24 protein-coding genes and 1 tRNA gene are annotated in these 26,264 nt (G+C 66.2%); 17 read left to right on the top strand and 8 right to left on the bottom strand.

Annotation, left to right across the window (positions count from 1 at the left end; translation table 11 throughout):
* Positions 1–163: 163 nt before the first annotated feature.
* On the bottom strand, positions 164–985 hold the full coding sequence (locus C6P61_RS12060; RefSeq protein ID WP_105730182.1) for a GntR family transcriptional regulator: 822 nt from the start codon (positions 983–985) through the stop codon (positions 164–166).
* Between the two features lie 117 nt (positions 986–1,102).
* Here C6P61_RS12060 and C6P61_RS12065 point away from each other — a divergent pair, with 117 nt between their 5' ends.
* From C6P61_RS12065 to C6P61_RS12085, 5 genes are all read left to right on the top strand, one after another.
* A complete protein-coding gene (locus C6P61_RS12065; protein ID WP_105730183.1) occupies positions 1,103–2,089 on the top strand; it encodes a malate dehydrogenase in 987 nt (328 codons plus the stop codon).
* Positions 2,090–2,099: 10 nt separating this feature from the next.
* Positions 2,100–3,095 carry an HpcH/HpaI aldolase/citrate lyase family protein gene (locus tag C6P61_RS12070; protein WP_425319752.1) on the top strand — a complete coding sequence of 332 codons (996 nt, stop codon included), beginning with the start codon at positions 2,100–2,102 and terminating at the stop codon, positions 3,093–3,095.
* 26 nt (positions 3,096–3,121) lie between these two features.
* Positions 3,122–3,625: a hypothetical protein gene (locus tag C6P61_RS12075; RefSeq protein WP_237491021.1), complete on the top strand. Its 504-nt coding sequence runs from the start codon at positions 3,122–3,124 to the stop codon at positions 3,623–3,625.
* A 37-nt stretch (positions 3,626–3,662) separates the two neighbouring features.
* On the top strand, positions 3,663–6,254 hold the full coding sequence (acnB, locus tag C6P61_RS12080) for a bifunctional aconitate hydratase 2/2-methylisocitrate dehydratase (RefSeq protein WP_105730184.1): 2,592 nt from the start codon (positions 3,663–3,665) through the stop codon (positions 6,252–6,254).
* A 313-nt stretch (positions 6,255–6,567) separates the two neighbouring features.
* Positions 6,568–7,014, top strand: a complete 447-nt coding sequence (locus tag C6P61_RS12085) for a hypothetical protein (RefSeq protein WP_105730185.1) — start codon at positions 6,568–6,570, stop codon at positions 7,012–7,014.
* 12 nt (positions 7,015–7,026) lie between these two features.
* Here the strand turns inward: C6P61_RS12085 and C6P61_RS12090 are convergent, their stop codons facing one another.
* Positions 7,027–7,596, bottom strand: a complete 570-nt coding sequence (locus C6P61_RS12090; protein ID WP_105730186.1) for a PAS and helix-turn-helix domain-containing protein — start codon at positions 7,594–7,596, stop codon at positions 7,027–7,029.
* 109 nt (positions 7,597–7,705) lie between these two features.
* Here C6P61_RS12090 and C6P61_RS12095 point away from each other — a divergent pair, with 109 nt between their 5' ends.
* The 3 genes from C6P61_RS12095 to C6P61_RS12105 all read left to right on the top strand — a co-directional run bounded on the left by C6P61_RS12095 (position 7,706) and on the right by C6P61_RS12105 (position 10,233).
* Positions 7,706–8,407, top strand: coding sequence for a CoA transferase subunit A (locus C6P61_RS12095; protein WP_105730187.1), 702 nt, complete (start codon positions 7,706–7,708; stop codon positions 8,405–8,407).
* Positions 8,408–8,542: 135 nt separating this feature from the next.
* Positions 8,543–9,181 carry a CoA transferase subunit B gene (locus C6P61_RS12100; protein ID WP_105730188.1) on the top strand — a complete coding sequence of 213 codons (639 nt, stop codon included), beginning with the start codon at positions 8,543–8,545 and terminating at the stop codon, positions 9,179–9,181.
* 125 nt (positions 9,182–9,306) lie between these two features.
* Positions 9,307–10,233, top strand: a complete 927-nt coding sequence (locus C6P61_RS12105; RefSeq protein WP_105730189.1) for an EamA family transporter — start codon at positions 9,307–9,309, stop codon at positions 10,231–10,233.
* Here C6P61_RS12105 and C6P61_RS12110 read toward each other — a convergent pair.
* From C6P61_RS12110 to C6P61_RS12120, 3 genes are all read right to left on the bottom strand, one after another.
* Positions 10,230–10,874 carry an RluA family pseudouridine synthase gene (locus tag C6P61_RS12110; RefSeq protein ID WP_244908910.1) on the bottom strand — a complete coding sequence of 215 codons (645 nt, stop codon included), beginning with the start codon at positions 10,872–10,874 and terminating at the stop codon, positions 10,230–10,232. The genes C6P61_RS12105 and C6P61_RS12110 overlap by 4 nt on opposite strands.
* Before the next feature lie 104 nt (positions 10,875–10,978).
* Positions 10,979–12,715, bottom strand: a complete 1,737-nt coding sequence (gene recJ / locus C6P61_RS12115) for a single-stranded-DNA-specific exonuclease RecJ (RefSeq protein WP_105730190.1) — start codon at positions 12,713–12,715, stop codon at positions 10,979–10,981.
* Positions 12,712–13,656 (bottom strand): phosphoglycerate mutase, encoded by a 945-nt coding sequence (locus C6P61_RS12120; RefSeq protein ID WP_244908911.1) that lies wholly within the window; start codon positions 13,654–13,656, stop codon positions 12,712–12,714. The genes recJ and C6P61_RS12120 overlap by 4 nt, the downstream gene beginning before the upstream one ends.
* 75 nt (positions 13,657–13,731) lie before the next feature.
* Here C6P61_RS12120 and C6P61_RS12125 point away from each other — a divergent pair, with 75 nt between their 5' ends.
* The 3 genes from C6P61_RS12125 (at position 13,732) to C6P61_RS12135 (ending at position 16,174) form a co-directional block, all read left to right on the top strand.
* A complete protein-coding gene (locus C6P61_RS12125; protein ID WP_105730192.1) occupies positions 13,732–14,988 on the top strand; it encodes a lipoprotein-releasing ABC transporter permease subunit in 1,257 nt (418 codons plus the stop codon).
* Positions 14,981–15,670, top strand: coding sequence for an ABC transporter ATP-binding protein (locus C6P61_RS12130; RefSeq protein WP_105730193.1), 690 nt, complete (start codon positions 14,981–14,983; stop codon positions 15,668–15,670). Before C6P61_RS12125 ends, C6P61_RS12130 begins: the two co-directional genes overlap by 8 nt.
* Before the next feature lie 195 nt (positions 15,671–15,865).
* Positions 15,866–16,174, top strand: a complete 309-nt coding sequence (locus tag C6P61_RS12135; RefSeq protein WP_105730318.1) for a high-potential iron-sulfur protein — start codon at positions 15,866–15,868, stop codon at positions 16,172–16,174.
* Positions 16,175–16,310: 136 nt separating this feature from the next.
* Here the strand turns inward: C6P61_RS12135 and C6P61_RS12140 are convergent, their stop codons facing one another.
* Both C6P61_RS12140 and C6P61_RS12145 read right to left on the bottom strand, forming a co-directional pair.
* Positions 16,311–16,823 (bottom strand): bacteriohemerythrin, encoded by a 513-nt coding sequence (locus C6P61_RS12140; protein ID WP_105730194.1) that lies wholly within the window; start codon positions 16,821–16,823, stop codon positions 16,311–16,313.
* 81 nt (positions 16,824–16,904) lie between these two features.
* Positions 16,905–19,910: an Rne/Rng family ribonuclease gene (locus C6P61_RS12145; RefSeq protein WP_105730195.1), complete on the bottom strand. Its 3,006-nt coding sequence runs from the start codon at positions 19,908–19,910 to the stop codon at positions 16,905–16,907.
* 615 nt (positions 19,911–20,525) lie between these two features.
* On the opposite strand from C6P61_RS12145, the gene C6P61_RS12150 reads away from it, so the two are divergent.
* The 6 genes from C6P61_RS12150 (at position 20,526) to C6P61_RS12175 (ending at position 24,569) form a co-directional block, all read left to right on the top strand.
* Complete coding sequence (locus C6P61_RS12150) at positions 20,526–21,512, top strand: RluA family pseudouridine synthase (protein ID WP_105730196.1); 987 nt, start codon at positions 20,526–20,528, stop codon at positions 21,510–21,512.
* A 36-nt stretch (positions 21,513–21,548) separates the two neighbouring features.
* On the top strand, positions 21,549–21,860 hold the full coding sequence (locus C6P61_RS12155; protein ID WP_105730197.1) for an H-NS histone family protein: 312 nt from the start codon (positions 21,549–21,551) through the stop codon (positions 21,858–21,860).
* Between the two features lie 72 nt (positions 21,861–21,932).
* A complete protein-coding gene (locus C6P61_RS12160) occupies positions 21,933–22,592 on the top strand; it encodes an HAD family hydrolase (RefSeq protein WP_105730198.1) in 660 nt (219 codons plus the stop codon).
* Between the two features lie 82 nt (positions 22,593–22,674).
* Entirely contained in the window at positions 22,675–23,622 is a 948-nt protein-coding gene (gene ylqF / locus C6P61_RS12165; RefSeq protein ID WP_105730199.1) for a ribosome biogenesis GTPase YlqF, read from the top strand.
* Positions 23,623–23,659: 37 nt separating this feature from the next.
* Positions 23,660–23,748 (top strand) — tRNA-Leu (locus C6P61_RS12170).
* Between the two features lie 194 nt (positions 23,749–23,942).
* Positions 23,943–24,569, top strand: coding sequence for a DUF6806 family protein (locus tag C6P61_RS12175; RefSeq protein ID WP_105730200.1), 627 nt, complete (start codon positions 23,943–23,945; stop codon positions 24,567–24,569).
* A 114-nt stretch (positions 24,570–24,683) separates the two neighbouring features.
* On the opposite strand, the gene C6P61_RS12180 is transcribed toward C6P61_RS12175, so the two are convergent.
* Complete coding sequence (locus C6P61_RS12180; protein WP_105730201.1) at positions 24,684–26,234, bottom strand: fumarate hydratase; 1,551 nt, start codon at positions 26,232–26,234, stop codon at positions 24,684–24,686.
* Positions 26,235–26,264 lie beyond the last annotated feature (30 nt).

Here is a 26,264-nt window from a genome sequence, read left to right on the forward strand (position 1 = left end):
TGCTCAGCTCTGTCATGGGTGGACTTTCTGTTGGCTTGAGAACAGTTAGGTAAGCCGTAGGTAACCCTGCGGGATTCCTGTGTTGAAGAAAACTTTCGGATTCTATTGCAATGCAATATGCGTCTAGCTGCTATGGGCTGTCGAGCGGTTGGCGGGTCTTGCCTCAGCTCAGTTCGTTGTGGTAGTGATGCTTGTCGGTGCGGTAGAGGCCGCGGCGATATTCCATCGGTGTGTCGTTGTAGGTGTAGGCCACGCGTTCGACGCTCAACAGCGGAAAACCGGCCGCAACGCCCAGGGTCTCGGCTGATTCCGCATCGGCCGCCACGGCCTTGAGTTTCTCGTCGGCGCGCACCATGCGCACGCCGAACTGGCGCTCGAACAGGGCGTACATCGCGCCTTGGTGGTTGGCCAGGGTTTCGAGGCTGAGGCCCTTGAAGGGATTGCCCGGCAGCCAGAGGTCTTCCAGGATGGTCGGCAGGCCCTGGAACGACAGCACGCGCCTGACTTCGAACACCGGGTCGCCCGAACGCAGGCCCAGCATGCGGGCGATCTCGGCCGGCGCACGCAGGCGGCGAAAGTCGAGGATCTGGCGTGCGGCCGGACCCTGGGTGTCGCGGTTGCAGCTGTCGGGCTCGAGTCGCAGGAAGCGGTACTGCACCTGCTGCTCGGAGTGGGTCGCGACGAAGGTGCCCTTGCCCTGGCGTCGCACCAGCAGGTTGTCGGCGGAGAGTTCGTCGATGGCCTTGCGTACCGTGCCCTGGCTGACGCGAAAGCGTCCCGCCAGCTCGAGTTCGCTCGGGATCAGGTCGCCCGGCTTCCATTCGCCGGCCTGCAGGCTTTGCAGGATCAGCCCCTTGATCTGCTGGTAAAGCGGGCTGAAGGCCGGGGTGCCGCTGCTCGACAAGCCGGCTCCAGCGTCGCTGCCTGAGTTCGGGTAATCGAGCTCAGGGGTCTTGAGGCTGGGGGCGGGCGGGTTTTGAACCATGATCGAGTGTAATCATATCTTATATAAGACATAAGACAAATTGACTTTGCCCTTTTTTGCAGGGTAAACTCGCCAGGATTTCTTTCCTCTCAACTGTTGCATTTCTGGAGTGTTCTCATGAGCAAGAAGCCCGTTCGCGTCGCCGTCACCGGTGCTGCTGGTCAAATCGGTTACGCCCTGCTGTTCCGCATCGCTTCGGGCGAAATGCTGGGCAAGGACCAGCCGGTCATCCTGCAGCTGCTGGAAGTGCCGGTTGAGAAGGCCCAGCAAGCGCTCAAGGGCGTGATGATGGAGCTGGAAGACTGTGCTTTCCCGCTGCTGGCCGGCATGGAAGCCCACAGCGATCCGATGACCGCCTTCAAGGACACCGACTACGCACTGCTGGTCGGTTCGCGTCCGCGCGGCCCGGGCATGGAGCGTGCCGAACTGCTGGCGATCAACGGCGCCATCTTCACGGCTCAAGGCCAGGCCCTGAACGCCGTCGCCAGCCGCGACGTCAAGGTGCTGGTGGTCGGCAACCCGGCCAACACCAACGCCTACATCGCGATGAAGTCGGCGCCGGACCTCAAGCCGGGCAACTTCACCGCCATGCTGCGCCTGGACCACAACCGCGCCGCTTCGCAGATCGCTGCCAAGACCGGCAAGGCCGTGGCTGACATCGAGCAACTGTGCGTCTGGGGCAACCACTCGCCGACCATGTACGCCGACTACCGCTTCGCCACCATCAACGGCGAGTCGGTCAAGGACATGATCAACGACCAGGACTGGAACGCCAACGTGTTCCTGCCGACCTTCGGCAAGCGCGGCGCCGCCATCATCGAAGCGCGTGGCCTGTCCTCGGCCGCTTCGGCTGCCAACGCTGCCATCGACCACATGCGCGACTGGGCCCTGGGCACCAACGGCAAGTGGGTCACGATGGGCATCCCGTCGCAAGGCTGGTATGGCATTCCGAAGGATGTCATGTTCGGCTTCCCGGTCACCTGCGAAAACGGCGAGTACAAGGTCGTCGAAGGCCTGGAGATCGACGAGTTCAGCCAGGCTTGCATTGCCAAGACCCTGAAGGAACTGACCGACGAGCAAGCTGGCGTCGCCCACCTGGTCTGACCGGAAGGAACTGCAGGTGAGCAAGCATCCGCGCGCGGTATTGCTGGGAGCCCAGGCTGGCGCGTTCGCGCTGCCGGTCTGTGACCATTACAGCGGTGTCGAGGCGCGCATGCGCAAGAGCCTGCAGCTGCAGGCCGAGTTTTCCGAGCGGTTCGGCGCCTGCGTCTTCGACGTGACGCTGGACTGCGAGGACGGTGCCGCTGTCGGCGCCGAGGCCGAGCATGCCCAGCTCGTCACCGAACTGGTGCAGGGTCTGGATTTCGCTCGCGCGATTGCGCCGCGTGTCGGCGTGCGCGTGCACGCGGTCGATCACCCGGCCTTCGAGGCCGACGTGGCGCAGATCGTCGCTGCGGTGGGCCATCGCCTGTCGCACCTGATGGTGCCCAAGGTCGAGTCGGTCGCCGATGTCGAGCGCGCCGTCGCTTCGATGGGTTTTGCTGGCGGTAGCGAACTGCCGCTGCAGGTGCTGATCGAGTCGCCGGCTGCGGTGCACCACGCCTTCGAGATCGCCGCGCACCCGCGCGTGCAATCGCTGAGCTTTGGCCTGATGGACTTTGTCTCCGCCCATGGCGGCGCCATCCCTTCCGATGGCATGGGCCTGGTCGGGCAGTTCAGCCATCCGCTGGTGCTGCGCGCCAAGCTCGAGATCGCCAGCGCCTGCCATGCCCATGGCAAGGTGCCCTCGCATTGCGTCGTGACCGAGTTCAAGGACCAGGCTGCGATGAAGCAGGCGGCGCAGCGCGCCGCGCGCGAGCTCGGCTACACGCGCATGTGGAGCATCCACCCCGATCAGATCGAGCCCATCCTCGAGGCCTTTGCGCCGACCGCGCAGGAAGTCGAGAAGTCGGCCCGCATCATTGCTGCGGCCCACGCCGCGGACTGGGCGCCAATCGCGCTCGACGGCCAGCTGCACGACCGTGCCAGCTACCGCTACTTCTGGCAGACGCTGGAGCGCGCGCACCAGACCGGCTGCCCGATTCCGCCCGAAGCGGGCGTCTTTTTCTGAACCGGGTTTTTCCCGCAGGAGTCACCATGGCGATCCACCGTAACCTGATGCTGGCCCGCCTGGTGGCGGCCGCCGGCGCAAGCCTTGTCCTGCTGGGCGCCCAGGCGAGCAGCGAATCCGTGCGCAAGGCCAAGCCCGCGCCGGTCCAGCCGGCCGCCGCCCCGGTGGCGCTGGGTGACGAGGAGCTGCTGCTGTCGACCCAGGTGTCGGTCGGCAACATCCCGTGCGAACTCGGCCAGAGCGTGACCCTGCGTGCCGACGCCGACGCCCCTGGCTATTTCCACCTGCAACTCAAGAATCAGCGCTTTCATCTGCGCCCGGTCATGAGTGCCACCGGCGCCCTGCGCCTGGAGGACCAGGCCCGCGGTGCGGTCTGGATCCAGCTCGCCAACAAGTCGATGCTGATGGACCAGAAGCAGGGCCGACGCCTGGCCGATGAATGCATGAGCCCGCTGCAGGCCGCCTACGCCGAGCATCTGAGGCACAACCCGGCCCCGAACTTGCTTGACGTGGCGCAGAAGTCGCGCTGACCCTTAACTACAACAATCTTCAACTGGAGCTATAACGATGCTGCAAGCCTACCGTCAACATGTCGCCGAGCGCGCCGCGCTGGGTATCCCGCCGCTGCCGCTGGACGCCAAGCAGGTCGCCGACCTGATCGAGCTGATCAAGAACCCGCCGGCTGGCGAAGACGCCTTCCTGCTGGACCTGCTGACCCACCGCGTGCCCCCGGGCGTCGACGATGCCGCCAAGGTCAAGGCCTCGTTCCTGGCCGCCGTGGCGCATGGCGATGTCGCCGTGGCCCTGATCTCCAAGGCCAAGGCCACCGAGCTGCTCGGCACCATGGTCGGCGGCTACAACGTGCATCCGCTGATCGAGCTGCTCGACGACGCCGAAGTGGCGGGCGTGGCCGCTGAAGCGCTGAAGAAGACGCTGCTGATGTTCGACTTCTTCAACGACGTGGCAGAGAAGGCCAAGGCCGGCAATGCCAAGGCCCAGGAAGTGATGCAGAGCTGGGCCGATGCCGAGTGGTTCACCAGCCGCCCCGAAGTCGAGCAGAAGATCACCGTCACCGTGTTCAAGGTGCCGGGCGAGACCAACACCGACGACCTGTCGCCGGCACCCGACGCCTGGAGTCGCCCGGACATCCCGCTGCACTACCTGGCGATGCTGAAGAACACCCGTCCTGACGCGGCCTTCAAGCCCGAGGAAGACGGCAAGCGCGGCCCGATGCAGTTCATCGACGACCTGAAGGCCAAGGGTCACCTGGTGGCCTATGTCGGCGACGTGGTCGGCACCGGTTCCTCGCGCAAGTCGGCAACCAACAGCGTGATCTGGGCCACCGGCGCCGACATCCCGTTCGTGCCGAACAAGCGCTTCGGCGGCATCACGCTGGGCGGCAAGATTGCCCCGATCTTCTTCAACACGCAGGAAGACTCCGGCTCGCTGCCGATCGAAGTCGATGTCTCCAAGCTCGAAATGGGCGACGTGATCGACGTGCTGCCCTACGAGGGCAAGCTGGTCAAGAACGGTGAGACCGTGGCCGAGTTCGCGCTCAAGAGCGACGTGCTGTTTGACGAAGTGCGCGCTGGCGGCCGCATCAACCTGATCATCGGTCGCAGCCTGACCGCCAAGGCGCGCGAGTTCCTGGGCCTGCCGGCTTCCACCCTGTTCCGCCTGCCCACCCCGCCGGCCGAGACCAAGGCTGGCTTCACGCTGGCACAGAAGATGGTCGGCCGTGCCGTCGGCCTGCCGGAAGGCCAGGGCGTGCGCCCCGGTACCTACTGCGAGCCGAAGATGACCACCGTGGGTTCGCAAGACACCACCGGCCCGATGACGCGCGACGAGCTGAAGGACCTGGCCTGCCTGGGCTTCTCGGCTGACCTCGTGATGCAGTCCTTCTGCCACACCGCGGCCTACCCGAAGCCGGTCGACGTCAAGACCCACCGCGAGCTGCCGGCCTTCATCAGCAACCGCGGCGGCGTGGCCCTGCGTCCGGGCGACGGCGTGATCCACAGCTGGCTCAACCGCCTGCTGCTGCCTGATACCGTCGGCACCGGCGGTGACTCGCACACCCGCTTCCCGATCGGCATCTCCTTCCCGGCCGGCTCCGGCCTGGTCGCCTTCGGCGCCGCCACCGGCGTGATGCCGCTGGACATGCCCGAATCGGTGCTGGTGCGCTTCAAGGGCGAAATGCAGCCCGGCGTGACCCTGCGCGATCTGGTGCATGCGATCCCGCTCTACGCCATCAAGGCTGGCATGCTGACCGTGGCCAAGGCCGGCAAGAAGAACATCTTCTCGGGCCGCATCCTCGAAATCGAAGGTCTGCCGGACCTGAAGGTCGAGCAGGCTTTCGAGCTGTCCGACGCCTCGGCCGAGCGTTCCGCTGCTGGTTGCACCATCAAGCTCAACAAGGAGCCGGTGGCTGAGTACCTGAAGTCGAACGTCGTTCTGATGAAGAACATGATCGCCGATGGCTACGCCGACGCCAAGACGCTGGCGCGCCGCATCGAGAAGGTCGAGGCCTGGCTGGCCAACCCGAACCTGCTCGAAGCCGACCAGGATGCCGAGTACGCTGCCGTGATCGAGATCGATCTGGCCGACATCAAGGAGCCGATCGTCTGCTGCCCGAACGACCCGGATGATGCCAAGTTCCTGTCCGAAGTGGCCGGCACCAAGATCGACGAGTCCTTCATCGGCTCCTGCATGACCAACATCGGTCACTTCCGTGCTGCAGCCAAGCTGCTCGGCGGCCAGCGCGACATTCCGGTCAAGATGTGGGTCGCTCCGCCGACCAAGATGGACCAGACCGAGCTGATCAAGGAAGGCCATTACTCGGCGTTCGGCGCCTCCGGTGCCCGCACCGAAATGCCGGGCTGCTCGCTGTGCATGGGCAACCAGGCCCAGGTGCGCGAAGGCGCGACCGTGATCTCGACCTCGACCCGCAACTTCCCGAACCGTCTGGGCAAGAACACCAATGTGTTCCTGGGCTCGGCCGAACTGGCGGCAATTGCCTCCAAGCTGGGCAAGCTGCCGACCAAGGAAGAGTACCTGGCCGCGATGGGCGTGATCGACAACGACAAGGCCAGCGTCTACCGCTACATGAACTTCGACCAGATCGAGGAATACGCAGAAGCTGCCAAGGGCGTGACCGCCTGAGCGATCAGTCGCTGAGCTGAAAGCGTCAAGCCCCCGGTGCCGTCAGGCCCGGGGGCTTTTTTTGCCTGCTCCGACCTGTCACACCGCCTGGTACAGGATTTCGCTGGCTGGATAGGGAGTTATGGATCGATCCATTCATCTGTATCCCATGACAATAAAAGCATGCCGGCCATGAGTTGTCAAAATTATCTTTTGTTAAGATCGAGCAAGAATTTGTCACTCACAACAACATGATCGCGCTGCAGTGGGAAAGCTGTTGCTGCCCCGGTTGCCGGTCCGATACAAGAAACAGTTTCAAGCAAGGGAGGAAAAGATGATCGAGCATGTCTGGTTGGAACACGGCATCGTCCGTTGGCATATCGGCGCAGTCAGCGCGCAGCAGTATCAGTTCTCGAACGCCGAGTTGCGCGAGGACAGCCGCTTTGGCACGGTGCATTACCTGATCGATGATTTCCTCGACTGCACCGCCTTGCCCGAGATCGAACTCGTGGCTTCGGTGCCGGTGCGGTGCGCGTACTGGGTGCTGCCGAATGCGGAATTTCGCCAGGCCATCGTGTCGAGTTCCGCCGCCTTGCGCGAACGCGCCTACCGGCTGGCCTTGTTCAGCCTGAGCAGTCCGGCCACCATGAAGTTCTCCGACATGGCCAAGGCGCGCGAATGGGTCAAGGGCGACATGCCCGATCGTGCCAGTGCCACGACACTGCAATGGGCCGGCGCCGGCATTGCGGCGGCCCCTGCGGCCTACGCGCGGGTACGTTGAAGCGCTGAGCGCTCAGATACCCGCCAGCTTCTGCACCAGCTCGACCGAGCTGCCGGCCTGGTATTTGCGCAGCAGCCGGGCGCGGTAGATCTCGACCGTGCGCGGGCTGATGCCGAGCACCTTGCCGATTTCCTTGGCGGTCAGGCCCTCGAGTACCAGGGCCGCGACTTCGCGCTCGCGCGCGGTCAGGTCGGCCTTGAACGGCCGGCGTGCGCTCAGGTCCTCGAAGCTCCAGATGCCGGCCGCATGCGGGTCCTCGCGCTCGAGCGCGCGGCCCGTGACATGGCACCAGAACAGCTGGTCCTTGAAGCGCCCATCGACCCGTTTCATCAGCCGGTCGTCGACGTAATGCCCCTTGGCGTTCAGGATCGGCACCAGCCGTTCGCCGATGCGCTCGTATTCGTCCGCGCTCGGGTAGAGCAGGCGAAAGGACTGGCCGACCAGCTGCTCGCGGCTGGCGCCGAACATCTCGCAGACCGCCGCATTGCAGTCGAGCATGATGCGGTGGCGTGACAGCACGAGGCCGATCGGGGCGAGCTCGAAGGCGAGCTGGTAGTCGGTGGCGGTGGCGGCAATAGTCATGCGATGGGCACGAGGCTTGCGTGTTGGGGTTGGTCTTTAGGCAATACTACGTATGCCAATACGTAGTATTGTAGGACTTTCCACAGCAATTGGACAGGAGCGTGCAAGCATGAACAAGGTTTATCCGAGCGCGGCCGCCGCCCTCGAGGGCGTGGTGGCCGATGGTCAGCTGATCGCCGTCGGTGGCTTCGGCCTGTGCGGCATTCCCGAGGCGCTGATCGATGCGCTGCGCGACAGCGGCGTCAAGAACCTGACCGCCATTTCCAACAACGCTGGCGTCGATGGCTTTGGCCTCGGCAAGCTGCTCGAGACGCGCCAGATCAAGAAGATGATCTCGTCCTATGTCGGCGAGAACAAGGAGTTCGAGCGCCAGTACCTGGCCGGTGAGCTCGAGCTCGAATTCACGCCCCAGGGCACGCTGGCCGAGAAGCTGCGTGCCGGCGGCGCTGGCATTCCGGCCTTCTTCACCAAGACCGGCGTCGGCACCCTGGTGGCCGAGGGCAAGGAGCTGCGCGAGTTCGGCGGCGAAACCTATGTCATGGAGCATGCGCTGTTCCCCGAGGTCGCGCTGATCAAGGCCGATGTGGCCGATATGTCGGGTAACCTGCGCTTCAACCTGACCGCGCGCAACTTCAACCCGGCCGCCGCGACCGCCGGCAAGATCTGCATCGTCGAGGTCGAGCGCATCGTCGCCACCGGCGAGATCGCGCCCGATGACGTGCACCTGCCTGGCATCTATGTGCACCGTATCGTGCACAACCCGACCCCGGAAAAGCGCATCGAGAAGCGCACCACCCGCGATCGTAAGTGACTGGGTGACAGATCTTTAGCTCTGTCACCAACTGACCAGAACAATCTTGGGGACAGATTTTCAGCTCTGTCCCCAGCCGAATGACCTTGGGGAAAGACCTTTAGTTCTGTCCCCAATTAGATAGAGGAATTTGAAATGGCCTGGACCCAAGACCAGATGGCCGCGCGTGCGGCCCAGGAGCTGCAGGACGGCTTCTATGTCAACCTCGGCATCGGCATCCCGACGCTGGTGGCGAACCATGTGCCCGACCATGTCGAGGTCTGGCTGCAGAGCGAGAACGGCATGCTTGGCATCGGCCCCTTTCCCTACGACGACGAGGTCGATGCCGACCTGATCAACGCCGGCAAGCAGACGGTCACCACGCTCAAGGGCTCGGCGATCTTCGGCAGCGACCAGAGCTTCGCGATGATCCGCGGCGGCAAGATCAACCTGTCGATCCTGGGGGCGATGCAGGTGACCGGATCCGGCGACCTGGCCAACTGGATGATCCCGGGCAAGATGGTCAAGGGCATGGGCGGCGCGATGGACCTGGTCGCTGGCGTCAAGCGCGTGATCGTGCTGATGGAGCATGTGGCGCGCAAGAAGGACGGCAGCACCGACCTCAAGATCCTGCCCGAGTGCACGCTGCCGCTGACCGGCAAGGGCGTGGTTGATCGCATCATCACCGACCTCGGCGTGATGGATGTCACGCCCGAGGGCCTCAAGCTGGTCGAGCTGGCCGATGGCGTCACGCGCGAGGAAATCCAGAGCAAGACCGGCGTGCCGCTGCTCTGATCCGATCCGGGCATCTGGCCCGCTCCGAGCCCGGTCGCTGCCAGCCAGCGGGCCGGGCTTTTCGTTGCCGGTCGTGGTGGGTGGCGTCGGTTACATTGAAGGGCTCCTGTTGCCGAGCTCCCCCGATGTCCTCATTCCTCAATCAACCCGACTGGCTCTGGGTTCCCGTGGTGCTGTTCGCGGCCCTCGCGCAGACCTTTCGCAACACGGCCCAGCGCTCGCTGACCACCGAGCTCGGCATCTGGCCGGCGACGCTGGTGCGCTTTCTCTATGGCCTGCCGTTTGCGCTGGTCTATCTGGCGGCGCTCTATCTGTTCTTTGCGCCGGCGCGGCTGCTGCCCGCTTTCAGCTGGGCCTATGTCGCCTGGATCGGCTTTGGTGCGGCGTTCCAGATTGGTGCCACGGCGGCGCTGCTGCTGGCGATGAGGGAGCGCAATTTTGCCGTCGCGGTGACGCTGGCCAAGACCGAGGTGCTGCAGGTCGCACTGTTCGCCTTGATGTTCCTGCATGAGTTGCCGACGGCGCTGGGCTTGCTCGCGATGGTGCTTGCTACGCTCGGCGTGGTCGTGCTGTCGCTGCCGGCCCGCGGCCAGTGGCTGTCGCTGTCGGCCTGGCTGAGCCGACCGGCGCTCTACGGCCTGGCGGCCGGGGCCGGTTTCGCGCTCGCGACCGTGTGTTTCCGGGGCGGCGCGCTGGCGCTCAATGCCGAGTCGCCCTGGGTGTCGAGCGCCTGGGGCGTGCTGCTGGCGCAGGGGCTGCAATCGCTGGCCATGGGGGCCTGGGTGTCGCACTGCACGCCGCAGGGACTCGCGCCGCTGTGGCGCGCCTGGCGGGTCTCGCTGCTGACGGGTGCCATGGGTGCAGCGGCTTCGATCGCCTGGTTCACCGGCTATGCCTTGCAGAGCGTGGGCAATGTGCGCACGCTCGGCATGGTCGAGGTGGTGTTCAGCTATGTGATCTCGCGCCGCGTCTTCAGCGAGCAGATCCGCTGGCAGGAAAAGACCGGCATGGCGATGATGGTGGCCGGGCTGGTGCTGATCTGCCTGCGCTAGAACGGTGCCGGACTCTCGAATCCCAGTCGTTCGCCCGTGACGGGATGCGGCAGTTCGATCGCGCAGGCGTGTAGCAGTAGGCGCGGCGCAGCGTCGAGCGTCGCGTCGTCGGCATAGAGCTCGTCGCCCAGGATCGGATGCCCGATCGCCTGCAGATGCAGTCGCAGCTGGTGCGAGCGGCCGGTAATGGGTTCGAGTTCGAGCCGGCTGACCACTCGGCCGTCAGTTCCTTCGCCAGCAGACAGCAGGCGCCAGCGCGTGTGGCTGGGCTTGCCGGTCTCAAGGCAGATCTTGCTTTTCGGGCGGTTCGGCCAGTCGGTGATCAGCGGCAGCTCGATATCGCTCCAGCCCTGCGCATCTGCCTGTGCCTCATCGGGCCGGCCCGCGACCATAGCCTGGTAGCGCTTGTGGACCCAGCGCTTGGCGAAGGCGCTGCTGAGCGTGGACTGGGCTGGCGCACCGCGCGCCATCACGATCAGGCCCGAGGTGCCCATGTCGAGCCGATGCACGATCAGCGCGTCGGGAAACAGCGCCTGCGCGCGTGCGCTCAAACAGTCGGCGTTCTCGGGGCCGCGTCCGGGCACCGAGAGCAGGCCGGCTGGCTTGTCGAGTACCAGCAGCTCTGAGTCCGCATGCAGCACGCTCAGGCCTGCTGGCACTGCGATCGGGCGCAGTGGTCGGGGCTGCGGCGCTATGGGGACGGTACCTGCGGCAGGGGCTGCGCTTGGCATGGCTGCAGCCAGGCTCACAGTTCGGCGCCCTCGACCATGAAGCGCAGTCGGCGCTGGCCCTGCCACTCGTCGGCGTCGAGCCGGTAGGCCAGTCGCACCCGCGCCGGCAGCGGATCGGCATGGCCGAACCAGATGCCATCGACCGGTTCGCCGCCGTGGCGCAGCTTGAGCTGCAGATGCTTGCCGCCGACCAGGCGTTGCGAGACGACATCGACCTCCTCGCAGAACAGCGGCGGCGCGAAGCCCTGGCCCCAGACCTCCTGCTGCAGGATATCGATCATCTCGACCCGGCGGTACTGCGGGTCGAGCGGGCCGTCGGCTTCGAGCTGGCGCTGCAGCGTGGCCAGGTTCAGCCATTCGGCCGCGATCCGCTGCAGCTCCTGGTCGAAGCGGTCGAAATCCTCCTCGGCGATGGTGCAGCCGGCCGCGGCCGAATGCCCGCCAAAGCGCAGCAGCAAGCCCGGATGGCGCTTGGCGATCAGGTCGAGCGCATCGCGCAAATGGAAGCCCGGGATCGAGCGGCCCGAGCCCTTGAGCTCATGCTCCTTGCCCGAGGCCTGGCTCGAAGCGAAGACGAAGGTCGGCCGGTGCAGCTTGTCCTTGAGCCGCGCGGCGACGATGCCGACCACGCCCTCGTGGAAATCGGGGTCGTAGAGACAGAGCGCGGGCGGCGGCTGCTCGGACTCGTCCCACAGTGCTTCGGCCAGCTGCAGCGCCTGCTCGCGCATCTCGCCCTCGAGCGCCTTGCGCTCGCGGTTGATCGCGTCGAGCTGTTGTGCCAGCTCGGCGGCGCGTACCCGGTCGTCGGTGGTCAGGCAGGCGATGCCCAGCGTCATGTCGGCCAGTCGGCCGGCCGCGTTCAGGCGCGGGCCGATCGCATAGCCGAGGTCCAGGCTGTTGGCCGTAGCCTGGCGCCGGTTCGCGACCTGGAACAGCGCCGACAGCCCGGCCGGCAGCGCGCCGGCGCGGATGCGTTTCAGGCCCTGCGCCACCAGGCGCCGGTTGTGCGCATCGAGTTTGACCACGTCGGCCACCGTGCCGAGCGCGACCAGCGGCAGCAGGCTGTCGATGCGCGGCTGGGTCTTCAGGTCGAAGGCGCCGCGTGCGCGCAGTTCGGCGCGCAAGGCCAGCAGCACATAGAACATGACGCCGACGCCGGCGATTGATTTGCTGATGAAGCCGCAACCGGGCTGGCTCGGGTTGACGATCACGCAGTCCTGCGGCAGCTGGACCTGGCCGTCGAGCACGGCCGGCAGGTGGTGGTCGGTGATCAGCACCTGCAGCCCGAGCGCGCGCGCGTGCGCCACGCCGTCGACGCTGGCGATGCCGTTGTCGACCGTGACCAGCACATCGGCGCCGCGCGCCTTGACCCGTGTCGCGATCGAGGGCGTCAGGCCGTAGCCGTCGGCGACGCGGTCGGGTACCAGGTAGTCGACCGCATTCCAGCCCAGCGGGGCGCCGAGCAGGCTCATTCCACGCAGCGCGGTGGCGCAGGCGGTGGCACCGTCGCAGTCGTAGTCGGCTACGATGCAGACCCGCTGGCCAGCGGCCATCGCATCGGCCAGCAGCAGCGCCGCTGCGCGCGCGCCCAGCATCTGCTCGGGCGGCTGCAGCAGGTTCAAGCCGTCGTCGAGTTCGCCGATGTCCTGCACGCCACGGGCCGCGAACAGACGAGCCAGCAGCGGGTGCACGCCTTCCTGTTCAAGCGCCCAGGCGGCGCGCGGTGGCACTTCGCGGTTGATGATCTTCATAGCTGGCTCAGGAGTTGCGTCAGGTCGAGCGGACGCTGGCGCTGGAACAGACCGCGCAGGCGTGACAGCGCGCCCGGCTTGGCAGGCAGGCCGCTGGCCCAGCTGATCGCGTTGCGCTCGCCGCACAGGGTCAGGCGCACTGCGGCGCCGCCCTCGGCGGCTGCGAGCAGGGGGGCGATCTCGTCTTGCTCCAGCTGTACCCAGGCTTCGGCCCAGCGGGGCAAGTCGCCGCGCAGTGCGGGCGCACGCAGGCTTGCGGCGACCCGGGGCGCTGGCAGCGCCTGGCCGTCCCAGGCTCCGGTGCCGCTGATCCAGAAACCGTTGATGCTGGCCAGGCCGCGCGCCGCGCGCCGGTCGTTGAGCGGGTGGGTGTAGAACAGCATCTGGGCCTCGTTCTGCAGCCGCAGCAGCGCGCGTGCCTGTGGCAGCTGGCCGCCGTTGGGCAGCCAGGCGTCGAGTTGCCGATGCGCGACCCGGTCCAGGCTGGCCCAGGGCAGGTCGGCGAAGGCCGGGCCGACCGCGCGCCAGCGCGTGGCCGACTCGAAATGAAGCGTGATGCCGTCCTCTTCGGCCCAGGGCCGCAGCGCCTCGAACAGCTCGCGCGACTCGACCTCGGGCAGGTCCAGGCTCTCGGGCGGCTGCAGCGTGACCTGGTCCATGCTGGCCTGCCAGTGGCAGGGCGTGAACCAGGCGCAGGCCTGCTGCCGTTCGCCGGCCTGCCAGGCGGCCCAGGGAATGGCGCCGTCGGTCGTGGGCAGGCCCAGCGCGCGCGCCAGCACCCGCTCATGCGGCGGGCTCAGCGAATACTCGTCGCCGGCATCGGTTTCTTGCTGTTCGAGCCTGGCCAGCAGGCGGGCGAGGCGGGGCAGGGCGGGCAGCTGGCTGTCCTGCCCCGTCAGCGGGGCAATGGTGGCGGCGTAGGGAACGATCAGATGTTGCAAGGTCGGCGCCATGGCAGAGGTTTAACCCCTTATTGTCGGGGATGCCACAATCTCGGGTCGGCAATCTGGAGATCCATGCAAATCCCCTACGAATTCCTGCTGGGCTGGCGCTACACGCGCGCCGGCCGCGCCACGCGGCGCAACGGCTTCATTTCCTTCATCAGCGGCGTCTCGATGCTGGGCATCGCGCTCGGCGTGGCGGCGCTGATCGTCGTGCTCAGCGTCATGAACGGTTTCCAGCAGGAGGTGCGCGACCGCATGCTCGGCGTGCTGTCTCATGTCGAGGTCTTCACGCCCGATGGCGGCGCGCTGCCCGACCTGCCGACCACGCTGCGCGAGCTGCGCGTCCACCCCGAGGTGGTCGGCGCTGCCCCCTTCATCGCGGCCCAGGGCCTGCTCGCGCGTGGCGAGGACATGAAGGGCGTGCTGCTGCGCGGCATCGATCCGGCGCAGGAGCCCGCCGTCACCAGCCTGGCCGGCGAGCTGGCCCATACCGTGCTGCCGCAGTTGCAGCCCGGGGCGTTCGGCATCGTGCTTGGCGGCGCGCTGGCGCAGAGCCTGGGCCTGCGTGTTGGCGATGCGGTCACGCTGGTCGCGCCCAGCGGCCAGGTCACGCCGGCTGGCGTGGTGCCACGCCTCAAGCAGATGAGCGTGGTCGGCATCTTCGACTCGGGCCATTACGAGTACGATTCGACGCTGGCCTTCGTGCATATCGACGACGCGGCGCGCATCTTCCGGCTCGAGGGGCCGACTGGCGTGCGGCTCAAGCTCAAGGACCTGCACCGCGCGCGCGAGGTCACGCAGCAGCTGGCCGCCATGGTCAGCGGCGACCTCCTGCTGCGCGACTGGACGCGGCAGAACCGAACCTGGTTTGCCGCCGTCCAGCTCGAGAAGCGCATGATGTTCATCATCCTGACGCTGATCGTCGCGGTCGCGGCCTTCAACCTGGTCTCGACCCTGGTCATGACCGTGACCGACAAGCGGGCCGACATCGCGATCCTGCGCACGCTGGGCGCGAGCCCGCGCAGCATCATGGCCATCTTCGTGGTCCAGGGCGCGCTGGTCGGCGTGATCGGCACGCTGGCCGGCCTGATGCTGGGCCTGGGCATCGCGTTCAACATCGACACCCTGGTGCCGGCGCTCGAGTCGCTGCTCGGCACCCATTTCCTGCCGCAGGACATCTACCTGATCAGCCGCATGCCGAGCGAGCCCCAGCAGGGTGACATCGTGCCGATCGCGCTGATTTCCCTGCTGCTGGCCTTCGCGGCCACGCTCTACCCGAGCTGGCATGCCAGCCGCGTCAACCCGGCCGAGGCGCTGCGCTATGAGTGAATCCAACATCGTCCTGAGTGCACGCGGCCTGAGCAAGCGCTTCCACGAAGGCCGGCTCGACGTGACCGTGCTGCAGGGCGTCGACCTCGACATCCGGGCCGGCGAGACGCTGGCCATCGTCGGCAGTTCGGGTTCGGGCAAGAGCACGCTGCTGCATCTGCTCGGCGGGCTCGATGCGCCCAGTGCCGGCCAGGTCCTGTTGCATAGCCAGAATCTGGCCAGCCTGAGCCCGGCCTTGCAGGGCGAGTCGCGCAACCGCTACCTGGGTTTCGTCTACCAGTTCCACCATCTGCTGCCCGAGTTCAGCGCGCAGGACAATGTGGCGATGCCGCTCTGGATTCGCCGCCTGCCGCGCGAGGCCGCCGCCGCCGAGGCCGCGCATTGGCTCGATCGGGTCGGCTTGAGCCAGCGCCTGCTGCACCGTCCGGCCGAGCTCTCGGGTGGCGAGCGCCAGCGGGTAGCGATCGCGCGCGCGCTCGTGACGCGGCCGGCCTGCGTGCTGGCCGACGAGCCGACCGGCAACCTGGACCGCGCCACCGCCGACGGCGTGTTCGAGCTGATGCTCGAGCTCGCGCGCGAGCAGGGCACGGCCTTCGTGCTGGTGACCCATGATGCCGAGCTGGCCCGACGCTGCGACCGCGTGCTGCACCTGCGCGCGGGCTTGTTGTCGGCGGGCAATTGACGGGGCTTTTTCCGCTCGGCTGCCGTCGCTGGACGGCCTCTTTGATGCCAGGCGATCCGGATCGATTCCATGTCCGATGTTCGCCCTTGGTTAATTGGCGCCAAACTTGAAAATGCCGGGCCGAAGGCGCACAATCGCTCGGCAACAAGTTACACGCTTTTTCCCCTAATCACCATAAACCCCGATACCACCATGATCAAATCGAACCGCCGCGTTTTCCTGATGCAAGTCGCCACCGCTTCGGGCGCCATCGCGCTCGCCGGTACCGCCCAGGCACAGGCCATGGTCGTCGAGACCGATGCCCAGGCTGCGGCTCTGGGTTACAAGGCTGACGCCACCAAGGTCGACAAGACCAAGTTCCCCAAGTTCGCCGCTGGTCAGAACTGTGCCAACTGCACCCTGTACCAGGGCAAGGCCGGTGCCGCTGCAGGTGTCTGCCCGATCTTCGCCGGCAAGCAAGTCGCCGCCAAGGGCTGGTGCAACTCCTACGTCAAGAAGGCCTGAGCCTTTTCCTGACGCGGACAAGAGCCTGCCAGCCGGCAGGCTTTTTTTCGCCTGTCGTCACCGCAGTCGGGCAAGAAAATGCCCCGGCCTGTTTACGACAGACCGGGGCAGCAATCAAGACTGCTCTTGAAGGGCTTTAGCTGCAGCTGACGCTGCCGCAACCGCTCATGGTCGCGGGCTTGACCAGCGACGGATCTGCCAGCGTTTCGGTGCGGGAGTCGAACTTGACGTTCTTCATGTGCTGGACCAGGCCTGCATCCATGGTCGAGGCGTGCATCGGCAGCCATTCCGCCAGCGCGGCGGCCATGCGGTCGATGATTTCCTCGTCACCCTGCAGGAAATGTGTCTCGACCTGGCGCATGGTGTCGAGGATCGTTTCGTGGTGGCTGGCGTGGCAGTTGTCGGCATTGAAGCCGGTGGCGATCATCCAGCGCTCTTCCTGCGCGAAATGTTCGACCGTGTGCCGGACCAGTTCGCGGTAGCACTCGAGCTGCTCGGCATGCGGCAGGGCGCGCAGGCGGGCGACTTGCTCGACCATTTCCTCATGCGTCTGATCCATGCGCCCATCGCCCAGTTCGAGCTCGGGCGACCAGTGCAGGTCGGGCACGACCGGGAATTCGTCAGGGCGGGAGGCTTGGGCGTTTTCCATGATGCAGGATGACTCTATGCAGTTGAGGTTATGCAGGTCTGGCGCCGACCCCGGCTGCAAGCCGGGGGCGGCGCTGGCTGATCAGGCCTCGAAGGGCAGCTTCAGCTCGCTCAGGTCGCGGCGGGTTTCGACCAGCACCAGCGGACCTTCGTCGGCCAGCACGACCGGCTTGGGTTCGCGCGGCACGCGCACCGGCTGCGGTTCGGCAGCGATCGCTGCCTGCACCTGGGCCACCTTGTCGGCATCGGACTGGACCCATTCCAGGCCGACTTGCTGCGCCAGTGTCGACAGCTCATCGATGGCCAGGCGGTAGGCCTGGGCCAAGGGAGCTGCCGCCGCCGGTTCTGCCGCAACGACAGCAACAGCCGGGGCTGCCACTGCAGCCGGAGCTGCAGCCGCGACCGGGGCCTGGACCGGAGCCGGGGCCACTTCAGGTGCGGCTTCGACAGCTGCCGGCTGGCTGGCCTCGACCGGCTGGGCTTCTTCAGCCAGTGCTACCGCAGGCTGCTGCGCGACGGCCAGCTCGACCGGTGCTTCGACTTCGGTGACTGCGCTGGCAGCGGCAGCCTTGAAGTAGGAGCGCGGTGCTGCGGCGTCGGTTTCAGCAACGACCGGTTCAGCCGCCTGGGCATCGGCTTCTTCAGCCGATGCGGTGCCTTCGCCACGCGAGCGGCGGTCACGGCCGTAGCGGTCACGGCTGCGGCGCTCGCGCGGAGCGCGCGGCTCGGCCTGTGCGGCATCGGTCTTGCCCGATTCGTCGCTGGCTTCGGTGTTTTCCGCCACCGGGGTATCGGCGGCTTGACCGGCTTCGGCTTCAGCTGCAGGCGCGTTGCGGCGACCTTCGTTGCGCGGACCGCGACGACGGCCTTCGCCGCGTTCGCGGCGGCCTTCGGCCGGGACGCTGCCTTCAGCCGCGTCGGTGGCGGTAGCGCCGTTCTCGAGGTTCAGCGCCACGGCTTCCGTGGCAGCGATCTCGGGGCGGATCTCAGGACGGGATTCGGGACGGGCGTCACGGCGACCTTCGCGGCGGGGTTCGCCACGGCCTTCGCGTCCTTCACGGCCCTCGCGGGGCTCAGCCGTCCGGCCTTCGCCACGGTTGCGTTCGTTGCGGCGGCCCTCGACGCTGCGTTCGCCTTGGCCCTGGGCCGGACGTTCGCCGTTGCGGTTCTCGAGCGGACGCTCGCTGCGTTCGCCACGCTCGCCGCGGCCATTGCCGTTGCGATTGCCGCGCTCACCGCGTTCCCCACGGTTGCCACGGTTCTCGCCGCGGGCTTCGCGCGCTGCGGGCGCAGCAGCGGCCGGGCTCGGGCTGGCCGCCACCGGCGTTGCCACCGGCGCCAGGGCCGGCGCGACGCCGAACAGGCGCTTGAGCCAGGCCATGAAGCCGGTTTCGGGTGCCGGCACCGCACGCACCGGAGCGGCGGCAGCCACTGGCGCCTTCAGCGGCGCTGCGGCTTCGGGCTTGGGGGTCGAAACCGGGGCCGGCGCATCGGGCAGCACGCCCTTGATCAGCGGCTCCTGCTTGTTCGAGCGTTCCTGGCTGCGGCGGGTGAAGGTGGCCACATCCTCGACCTCCTCGGCCATCTTGTAGCTCGCGTCCAGCTGCTCCAGGCGCGGGTCGTCATGCTTGAGGCGCTCGAGCTTGTAATGCGGCGTGTCGAGCGACTTGTTCGGCACCAGCAGCACGCTGATGCGCTGCTTGAGCTCGATCTTGGTGATCTCGGTGCGCTTCTCGTTGAGCAGGAAGCTCGCGACCTCGACCGGCACCTGGACCAGCACGGCGGCCGTGCTCTCCTTGAGCGACTCCTCCTGGATGATGCGCAGGATCTGCAGTGCCGACGACTCGGTGTCGCGGATATGGCCGGAGCCGCCGCAGCGCGGGCAGGGGATCGAGGCGCCTTCGTTCAGGGCCGGGCGCAGGCGCTGGCGGCTCATCTCGAGCAGGCCGAACTTGCTGATCGAGCCGAACTGCACGCGGGCGCGGTCCTGGCGCAGCGCGTCGCGCAGGCGGTTCTCGACCTCGCGCCGGTTGCGCGACTCTTCCATGTCGATGAAATCGATCACGATCAGGCCGCCGAGGTCGCGCAGGCGGGCCTGGCGCGCCACTTCGTCGGCAGCTTCCAGGTTGGTGCGGGTCGCGGTTTCCTCGATGTCGCCGCCCTTGATCGAGCGCGCCGAGTTGACGTCAACCGCCACCAGTGCCTCGGTCTGGTCGATCACGATCGCGCCGCCGCTGGGCAGCGTCACGGTGCGGCTGTAGGCGGTCTCGATCTGGTGCTCGATCTGGAAGCGGCTGAACAGGGGCGCATCGTCGCGATAGCGCTTGACGCGGTGCTCCTGCTCCGGCATCACATGCGCCATGAACTGGTGCGCCTGCTCGAAGATATCGTCGGTGTCGATCAGGATCTCGCCGATGTCGTTGTTGAAGTAGTCGCGGATGGCGCGGATCACCAGGCTCGATTCCTGGTAGATCAGGAAGGCGCCCTTGCCGGACTTGGCAGCGCCGTCGATCGCGTTCCACAATTTCAGCAGGTAGTTCAGGTCCCACTGCAGCTCGCCAGCTTCGCGGCCGATGCCGGCGGTGCGCGCGATGATGCTCATGCCGTTCGGGTACTCGAGCTGCTCGAGCGCGGCTTTGAGCTCGGCGCGGTCCTCGCCCTCGATGCGTCGGCTGACGCCGCCGCCGCGCGGGTTGTTCGGCATCAGCACCACATAGCGGCCGGCCAGGCTCACGAAGGTGGTCAGCGCCGCGCCCTTGTTGCCGCGTTCTTCCTTCTCGACCTGGACCAGCAGTTCCTGGCCTTCCCGGATCACGTCCTGGATGCGCGCCTGCGACGGCGAGGCGCTGCCCTGGAAATACTGGCGCGAGATTTCCTTGAACGGCAGGAAGCCGTGGCGATCCTCGCCGTAGTCGACGAAACAGGCTTCGAGCGAAGGCTCGACGCGGGTGACGACGGCCTTGTAGATGTTGCCCTTGCGCTGCTCGCGCCCTTCGATTTCGATCTCGTAGTCGAGCAGTTTCTGCCCGTCGACGATGGCCAGGCGGCGTTCTTCGGCCTGCGTGGCATTGATCAACATGCGCTTCATGTGTGCGTTCCTCTTGTCACTGACTAACAGCCCTGTCGGGCTCAAGCCGTGAACCGCAGCAGATGGCACGAACGAGGAGGAATTGCCGGAGAGCCAGTGCAAGGGGTGAGGGGCGGCGCCGCGACACTTGCGGCAATCCGCGCGCGCTCAACCCTGTCCGGGCATGGGCGCGTGGAGTGGCGTGATCAAAGGCGGCAGGGCGGCGTGATGCACGGCGGCTGGCCTAGAGGTCTTTGGTTTCACTTCAGTCCTCGTCCAGCTCCGGCTCTGAGGCCTGCGGGCTGGACGGTTGGGGTATTCCGTATCGGGTTCGCTGTCATCGACGGCGGTTCGCCACCGGGGCGCTGCACCGGATCGGCCAGGCCAAATCGGGCCGGGACGGGGGAGGGTGCGGCTCAGCAGTGGCTGGCAACCAATATCCGGCAAGCGGGGCGGGCAGGAGGGTCATGCCCTTCGTTGGGCCGCCTTGGCACTCTGCCTTAAACTTCGAGGCAAATCGAGCACCTACCCCACGGGTCCGGATCAGATCATTATAGTGCCCGACGCCCGCGAAATGCGTGAACTGCTCGCAGGTTTTCCTGCCTCACTTGCCACCCCTCACAGCCCCACCCAGCCATGGCATCAACGCCCCAGGTCAGACACTACACCGTAGACGCCGAGTCAGCCGGCCAAAGGCTGGACAATTTCCTGCTGCGCGAACTCAAGGGGGTGCCCAAGACCCATGTCTACCGCATCATCCGTTCCGGTGAGGTCCGGATCAACAAGGGGCGGGCCCAGGCCGACACGCGATTGCAGGCCGATGACCTGATTCGGGTGCCGCCGATACGGCTGTCCGAAAAGATCGAGGCCAAACAGGAAAATCCTGCGCCAGCGCGTGAATTTCCCGTCCTGTTCGAGGATGCCGCTTTCATGGCCATCAACAAGCCGGCTGGCGTTGCCGTCCACGGTGGCAGTGGGGTTTCTTTCGGTGTGATTGAGCAATTGCGCCAGGCCCGCCCTGGATTGCCTTTGCTCGAACTGGTGCATCGACTCGATCGAGAAACCAGCGGCATTTTGCTGGTGGCCAAGAAAAGAAGCGCACTCAAGGCGCTGCAGGACCAGTTTCGCGAACGCGAGACCGCCAAGACCTATCTGGCCCTGGTCAAGGGCGCCTGGCCGGCCAACAAGAAAGTGATAGATCAGCCGCTGCACAAATACCTGTTGCCCGATGGCGAGCGGCGGGTTCGGGTTACCCATGCCGATGATCCGGATGGCATGCGCTCGATCACGCTGGTCAAGGTGCTGGGCCAGGTGCGACCGCCTGCCGGCTGGGCGGACGGAATGCCGCCGGTGCTGAGCCTGCTGGCGGTCACGATCAAGACCGGCCGCACGCACCAGATCCGCGTCCATCTGGCGAGTGCCGGCCATCCGATTGCCGGCGATGACAAGTATGGCGACTTCGATTTGAATCGGGCCTTGCAAAGGAATGGGCTCAAGCGCATGTTTCTCCATGCCTGGCAATTGGGAGTCACCCATCCGGTGCTGCAGTCGCCGCTGCAATTGCAGGCCGATTTGCCGCCTGAATTGAAGGGCTGGAGCAACGTGGCCGATTTCTTCGTATAATCGGGCCGTTAAATCTTCACAATCAAGGACGTCGACATGGCAACTTATTCCGAATTGGTTTCCCAGGCCCAAGCTCTGATGGCACAGGCCGAGCAGGTGCGCAAGCACGAACTTGCCAGCGTGGTCGCCGATATCAAGGCCAAGATGAAGGAATACGGCATCACGGTTGAAGACCTCGGTGCAGCATCTTCCGCTCGCAAGGGTGGTGCTGGAAAATCCAAGGCTCCGGCCAAATACCAGGGGCCGAATGGCGAGTTGTGGTCGGGTGGTCCGGGCCGCAAGCCTGAGTGGGTCAAGGTTGCACTGGCAGCCGGTCAGAATCTGGATCAATTCCTGATCAATTCCTGATCCTTGGCGGGGTTGTTTTCCCCCGTGTAAAAGGGCGCATCCTGCGCCCTTTTCTTTTTTGAGCTCTTCATCATGCGTCCACGCCGTTTCGACCTGATCGCCTTCGACTGGGATGGCACCCTGTTCGACTCTACCCTTCTGATCACGCGCAGCATCCAGCAGGCGGTGTGCGATGTCGGCGGCAGCATGCCCAGCGACGCCCAGGCCTCCTACGTGATTGGCATGGGGCTGATGCAGGCCCTGGCCCACGCGGCACCCGACGTGCCGCCCGAGCAGTACCCGCGCCTGGGCGAACGTTACCGCCACCATTACCTCGCGCGCCAGCACGACATCAGCCTGTTCGACGGCGTGCTGCCGCTGCTGGCCGATCTCAAGTCGCGCCATCACTGGTTGACAGTGGCCACGGGAAAAAGCCGGCGTGGCCTCGACGAGACACTGCGCCATGTCGAGCTGCAAGGCGTCTTCGACGGCAGCCGCACTGCCGACGAGACCGCCGGCAAGCCCAGCCCGCAGATGCTGTTTGAACTGATGCGCGAGTTCGGGGTCGAACCCGAGCGCACGCTGATGATTGGCGATACCACCCATGACCTGCAGATGGCGCTCAATGCCGGCTGCGCCAGCCTGGGCGTCAGCTATGGCGCGCATGATCCGGCCGCCTTTGCGGCGCTGCAGCCGCTGCATGTCGCGCATTCGGTACGTGAACTGCACGACTGGTTGCTGGCCGAGGCCTGAATCCGCGTCCGGTCCCGGTACCGAAGCGGCCCGGCGCGGGCACAATCGGCCCCAATTAACTGCGTTTCCCTGAGAGAACAAGATGTCGGTCCAATGGTTTCCCGGTCACATGCACGCCACCAGGAAGGCGATCCTCGAGCGCGCCAAGGAGCTCGATGTCGTGGTCGAGCTGCTCGACGCGCGCCTGCCTGGCTCCAGCGCCAATCCCTTGCTGGCCCAGCTGACGGCGGGCAAGCCCACGCTCAAGGTGCTCAACAAGCAGGACCTCGCTGATCCGGTCCGCACCGAGCAATGGCTGGCGCATTACAACGCCCAGCCCGGGACCCGGGCCATCGCGCTCGACGCCAGCGAGACCTCGCCGGCCAAGGCCATCATCGCGGCCTGCCGCGAGCTCGCGCCGCTGCGCGGCGGCATGGCCAAGCCGCTGCGTGTGCTGATCGGCGGCATTCCCAACGTCGGCAAGTCGACCCTGGTCAACACCCTCAAGGGCAAGCGCGCGACCAAGACCGGCGACGAGGCCGGCGTGACCAAGGTCGAGCAGCGCATCGTGCTGGCTGATGATTTCTATCTGTACGACACTCCCGGCATGCTCTGGCCCAAGATCGTCGTGCCTGAGAGCGGTCATCACCTCGCCGCCAGCGGCGCGGTCGGGCGCAACGCCTTCGACGAGGAGCTGATCGCGCTCGAGCTGCTCAAGGTGCTGCAAGGCCCTTATGCGGCGCTGCTCGAGGCACGCTACAAATGGGGCTGGACGGCCGAAACAGTCGCTGCCATGAAGGACGAGGAGCTGTTGTTCGCGATCGGCAAGAAGCGTGGCGCGCTGCTGCCCGGTGGCAAGCTCAATGCGCAAAAGGCGGCCGAGACCTTGCTGACTGACTTCCGTAGTGGGGTGCTGGGCCGGATCACGCTTGAGACCCCGGAGCAGTTCGCGCGCTGGCTCGCCGCCGGCCTCGAGGCCGAAGCCCGGCATGCCGCCGAGCGTGAAAAGAAGCTGGCCCAGCGCCGCGGCCAGTACCGCGGCGAGGCCTGAGCCGGTTTTTTGCCGTCTGGGGTAAACTACACGATTGGCCCCGGTGGTGAAATTGGTAGACACATCGGACTTAAAATCCGCCGCCTCTAATCGGGCGTACCGGTTCGATTCCGGTCCGGGGCACCAGGCAGCGCCGCAGCCGCGCCTGCCATGACCGCGAGCCGCCCAGTCGGCCAGCGCTTGATCTAGCTGCCCCGCCGACTTCGGCTGCGGCCATCCCCCCGATTCAGCCCCATTTCCGCTGGCATCCAGGCTCTACAATTCGGTCGACAGCCGAAGGCAGGACCCGCGCCGACCAGCGCACAACCGCGAGCAACACCATGACCTCATTCACCCCGCCTTTCGAGATCCACGTCCATGGTGACATCCTCCTGCGCGACGATGTGGATTACAAGACCCTGCAGGAAACGCTCAAGCCGCTGTGGAAGTACACCGGCGCCAAGACCTTGCTCGAGGCGGCGCCGAGCTTCTACGAGGACGAGCCCGGCATCCGCTTCGACGCCAAGGAGCATCTGCTGCAGCTGTGCTGGAGCGTCGAGGGCGACGAGGATTTCCGCCATGCGCTCGACGAGGTCTGCATGGGACTGAATGAAATCGCGGCTTCGGGCGCGGCGCTCGAGGTCTCGTTCTACGACCTCGAGTTCGACGAGGAAGAGGCACCGCCCGAGACCGAGGCGCGCGACGACTTCCTGCTGCTGTTCGTCGGCCCGAATCCAGCCGCCATCATGCAGGTCCAGCGCGATTTGCTGGTGCAGGACGTGGTGCATCTGATGGAGCGCCATTTCGACGGCTCTGAACTCGGCGAGGTGGTCGGTGCAATCGACAAGCTGTTCACCGGCCGCTTCGACGACCTGATCAGCTCGATGCAGCTCGGCCGTCCGCCGCGCGGCAGCAATGGCCCTGCCGGCGGTCATGGCGGCCCGCGCAAGCCGCGCCACCTGCACTGAATCCGTAGCCCCGGCCCTGACCGCTGCTGGTCAGCGGTCTGGACAGCAAAAAGCCCCTGCCGGTGATCGACAGGGGCTTTTTGCCTGGGGCGCCCGCTGTGGGCGCCACCCGCCTCAGTTGGCCGAGATCGCGATGCCCTTGAACTCGCCGCTGGCGATGCGCTTTTGCCATTCGGCCGGGCCGCTGGCGTGCACGTTGGCGCCGCTCGAGTCGACCGCCACCGTCACCGGCATGTCCTTGACGTCGAACTCGTAGATCGCTTCCATGCCGAGGTCGGCGAAGCCCACCACCTGGGCCGACTTGATCGCCTTGGCCACCAGGTAGGCGGCGCCGCCGACGGCCATCAGATAGGCTGACTGGTTGTCCTTGATCGCCTCGATCGCGACCGGGCCGCGCTCGGACTTGCCGATCATCGAGATCAGGCCGGTCTTCTCGAGCATCATGCGGGTGAACTTGTCCATCCGGGTGCCGGTGGTCGGGCCGGCGGGGCCAACGACTTCGTCACGCACCGGGTCGACCGGGCCGACGTAGTAGATCACGCGGTTGGTGAAGTCGACCGGCAGTGGCTCGCCCTTGGCCAGCATGTCGGCGATGCGCTTGTGCGCAGCGTCACGTCCGGTCAGCATCTTGCCGTTGAGCAGCAGCTTCTGGCCGACCTTCCAGCCCGCGACTTCTTCCTTGGTCAGGCTGTCGAGGTTGACGCGGGTCGCGCTCTGGGTGTCGGGCGTCCAGGTCACGGCCGGCCAGTCTTCCAGCTTGGGCGGCTCGATCTTGGCCGGGCCGGAGCCGTCGAGGTGGAAATGGCAGTGGCGGGTCGCGGCGCAGTTGGGCACGATCGCGACCGGCAGGTTGGCGGCGTGGCAGGGGTAGTCCAGCACCTTGACGTCGAGCACCGTGGTCAGGCCGCCCAGGCCCTGGGCACCGATGCCCAGCGCGTTGACCTTCTCGTACAGCTCCAGGCGCAGCTGCTCGGGACGAGTCAGCGTGGCGCCGCCCTGGGCCTTGGCGATCAGCTCGTGGATGTCGACCGGAGCCATGATCGACTCCTTGGCCAGCAGCATCGCCTTCTCGGGCGTGCCGCCGATGCCGATGCCCAGGATGCCCGGCGGGCACCAGCCCGCGCCCATGGTCGGCACGGTCTTGAGGATCCAGTCGACCAGGTCGTCGGACGGGTTCAGCATCGCGAACTTGGCCTTGGCTTCCGAGCCGCCGCCCTTGGCCGCGCAGATCACTTCCACATGGTCACCCGGGACGATCTCGAAATGCACCACGGCCGGGGTGTTGTCCTTGGTGTTGCGGCGGGCGCCGGCCGGGTCGGCCAGCACCGAGGCCCGCAGCGGGTTGTCGGGGTTGGCGTAGGCGCGGCGCACGCCTTCGTCGATCATCTGCTGGATGCCCATGGTCGCGTCGGGCCAGGTCACGTTCATGCCGACCTTGATGAAGACCATGCCGATGCCGGTGTCCTGGCAGATCGGGCGGTGGCCTTCGGCCGACATGCGGCTGTTCGTCAGGATCTGGGCGATAGCGTCCTTGGCGGCCGGGCTTTGTTCGCGCTCGTAGGCTTCACCCAGGGCCTTGATGTAGTCCAGCGGGTGATAGAAGCTGATGTACTGGAAGGCGTCCGCGATGGACTGGATCAGGTCTTCCTGTTTGATGGCGGTCATGGCAGGTCTTTCAGGGGGTCAAAAAAGGGT

Source organism: Malikia spinosa, from assembly GCF_002980625.1.
Lineage (GTDB): Bacteria > Pseudomonadota > Gammaproteobacteria > Burkholderiales > Burkholderiaceae_C > Malikia > Malikia spinosa.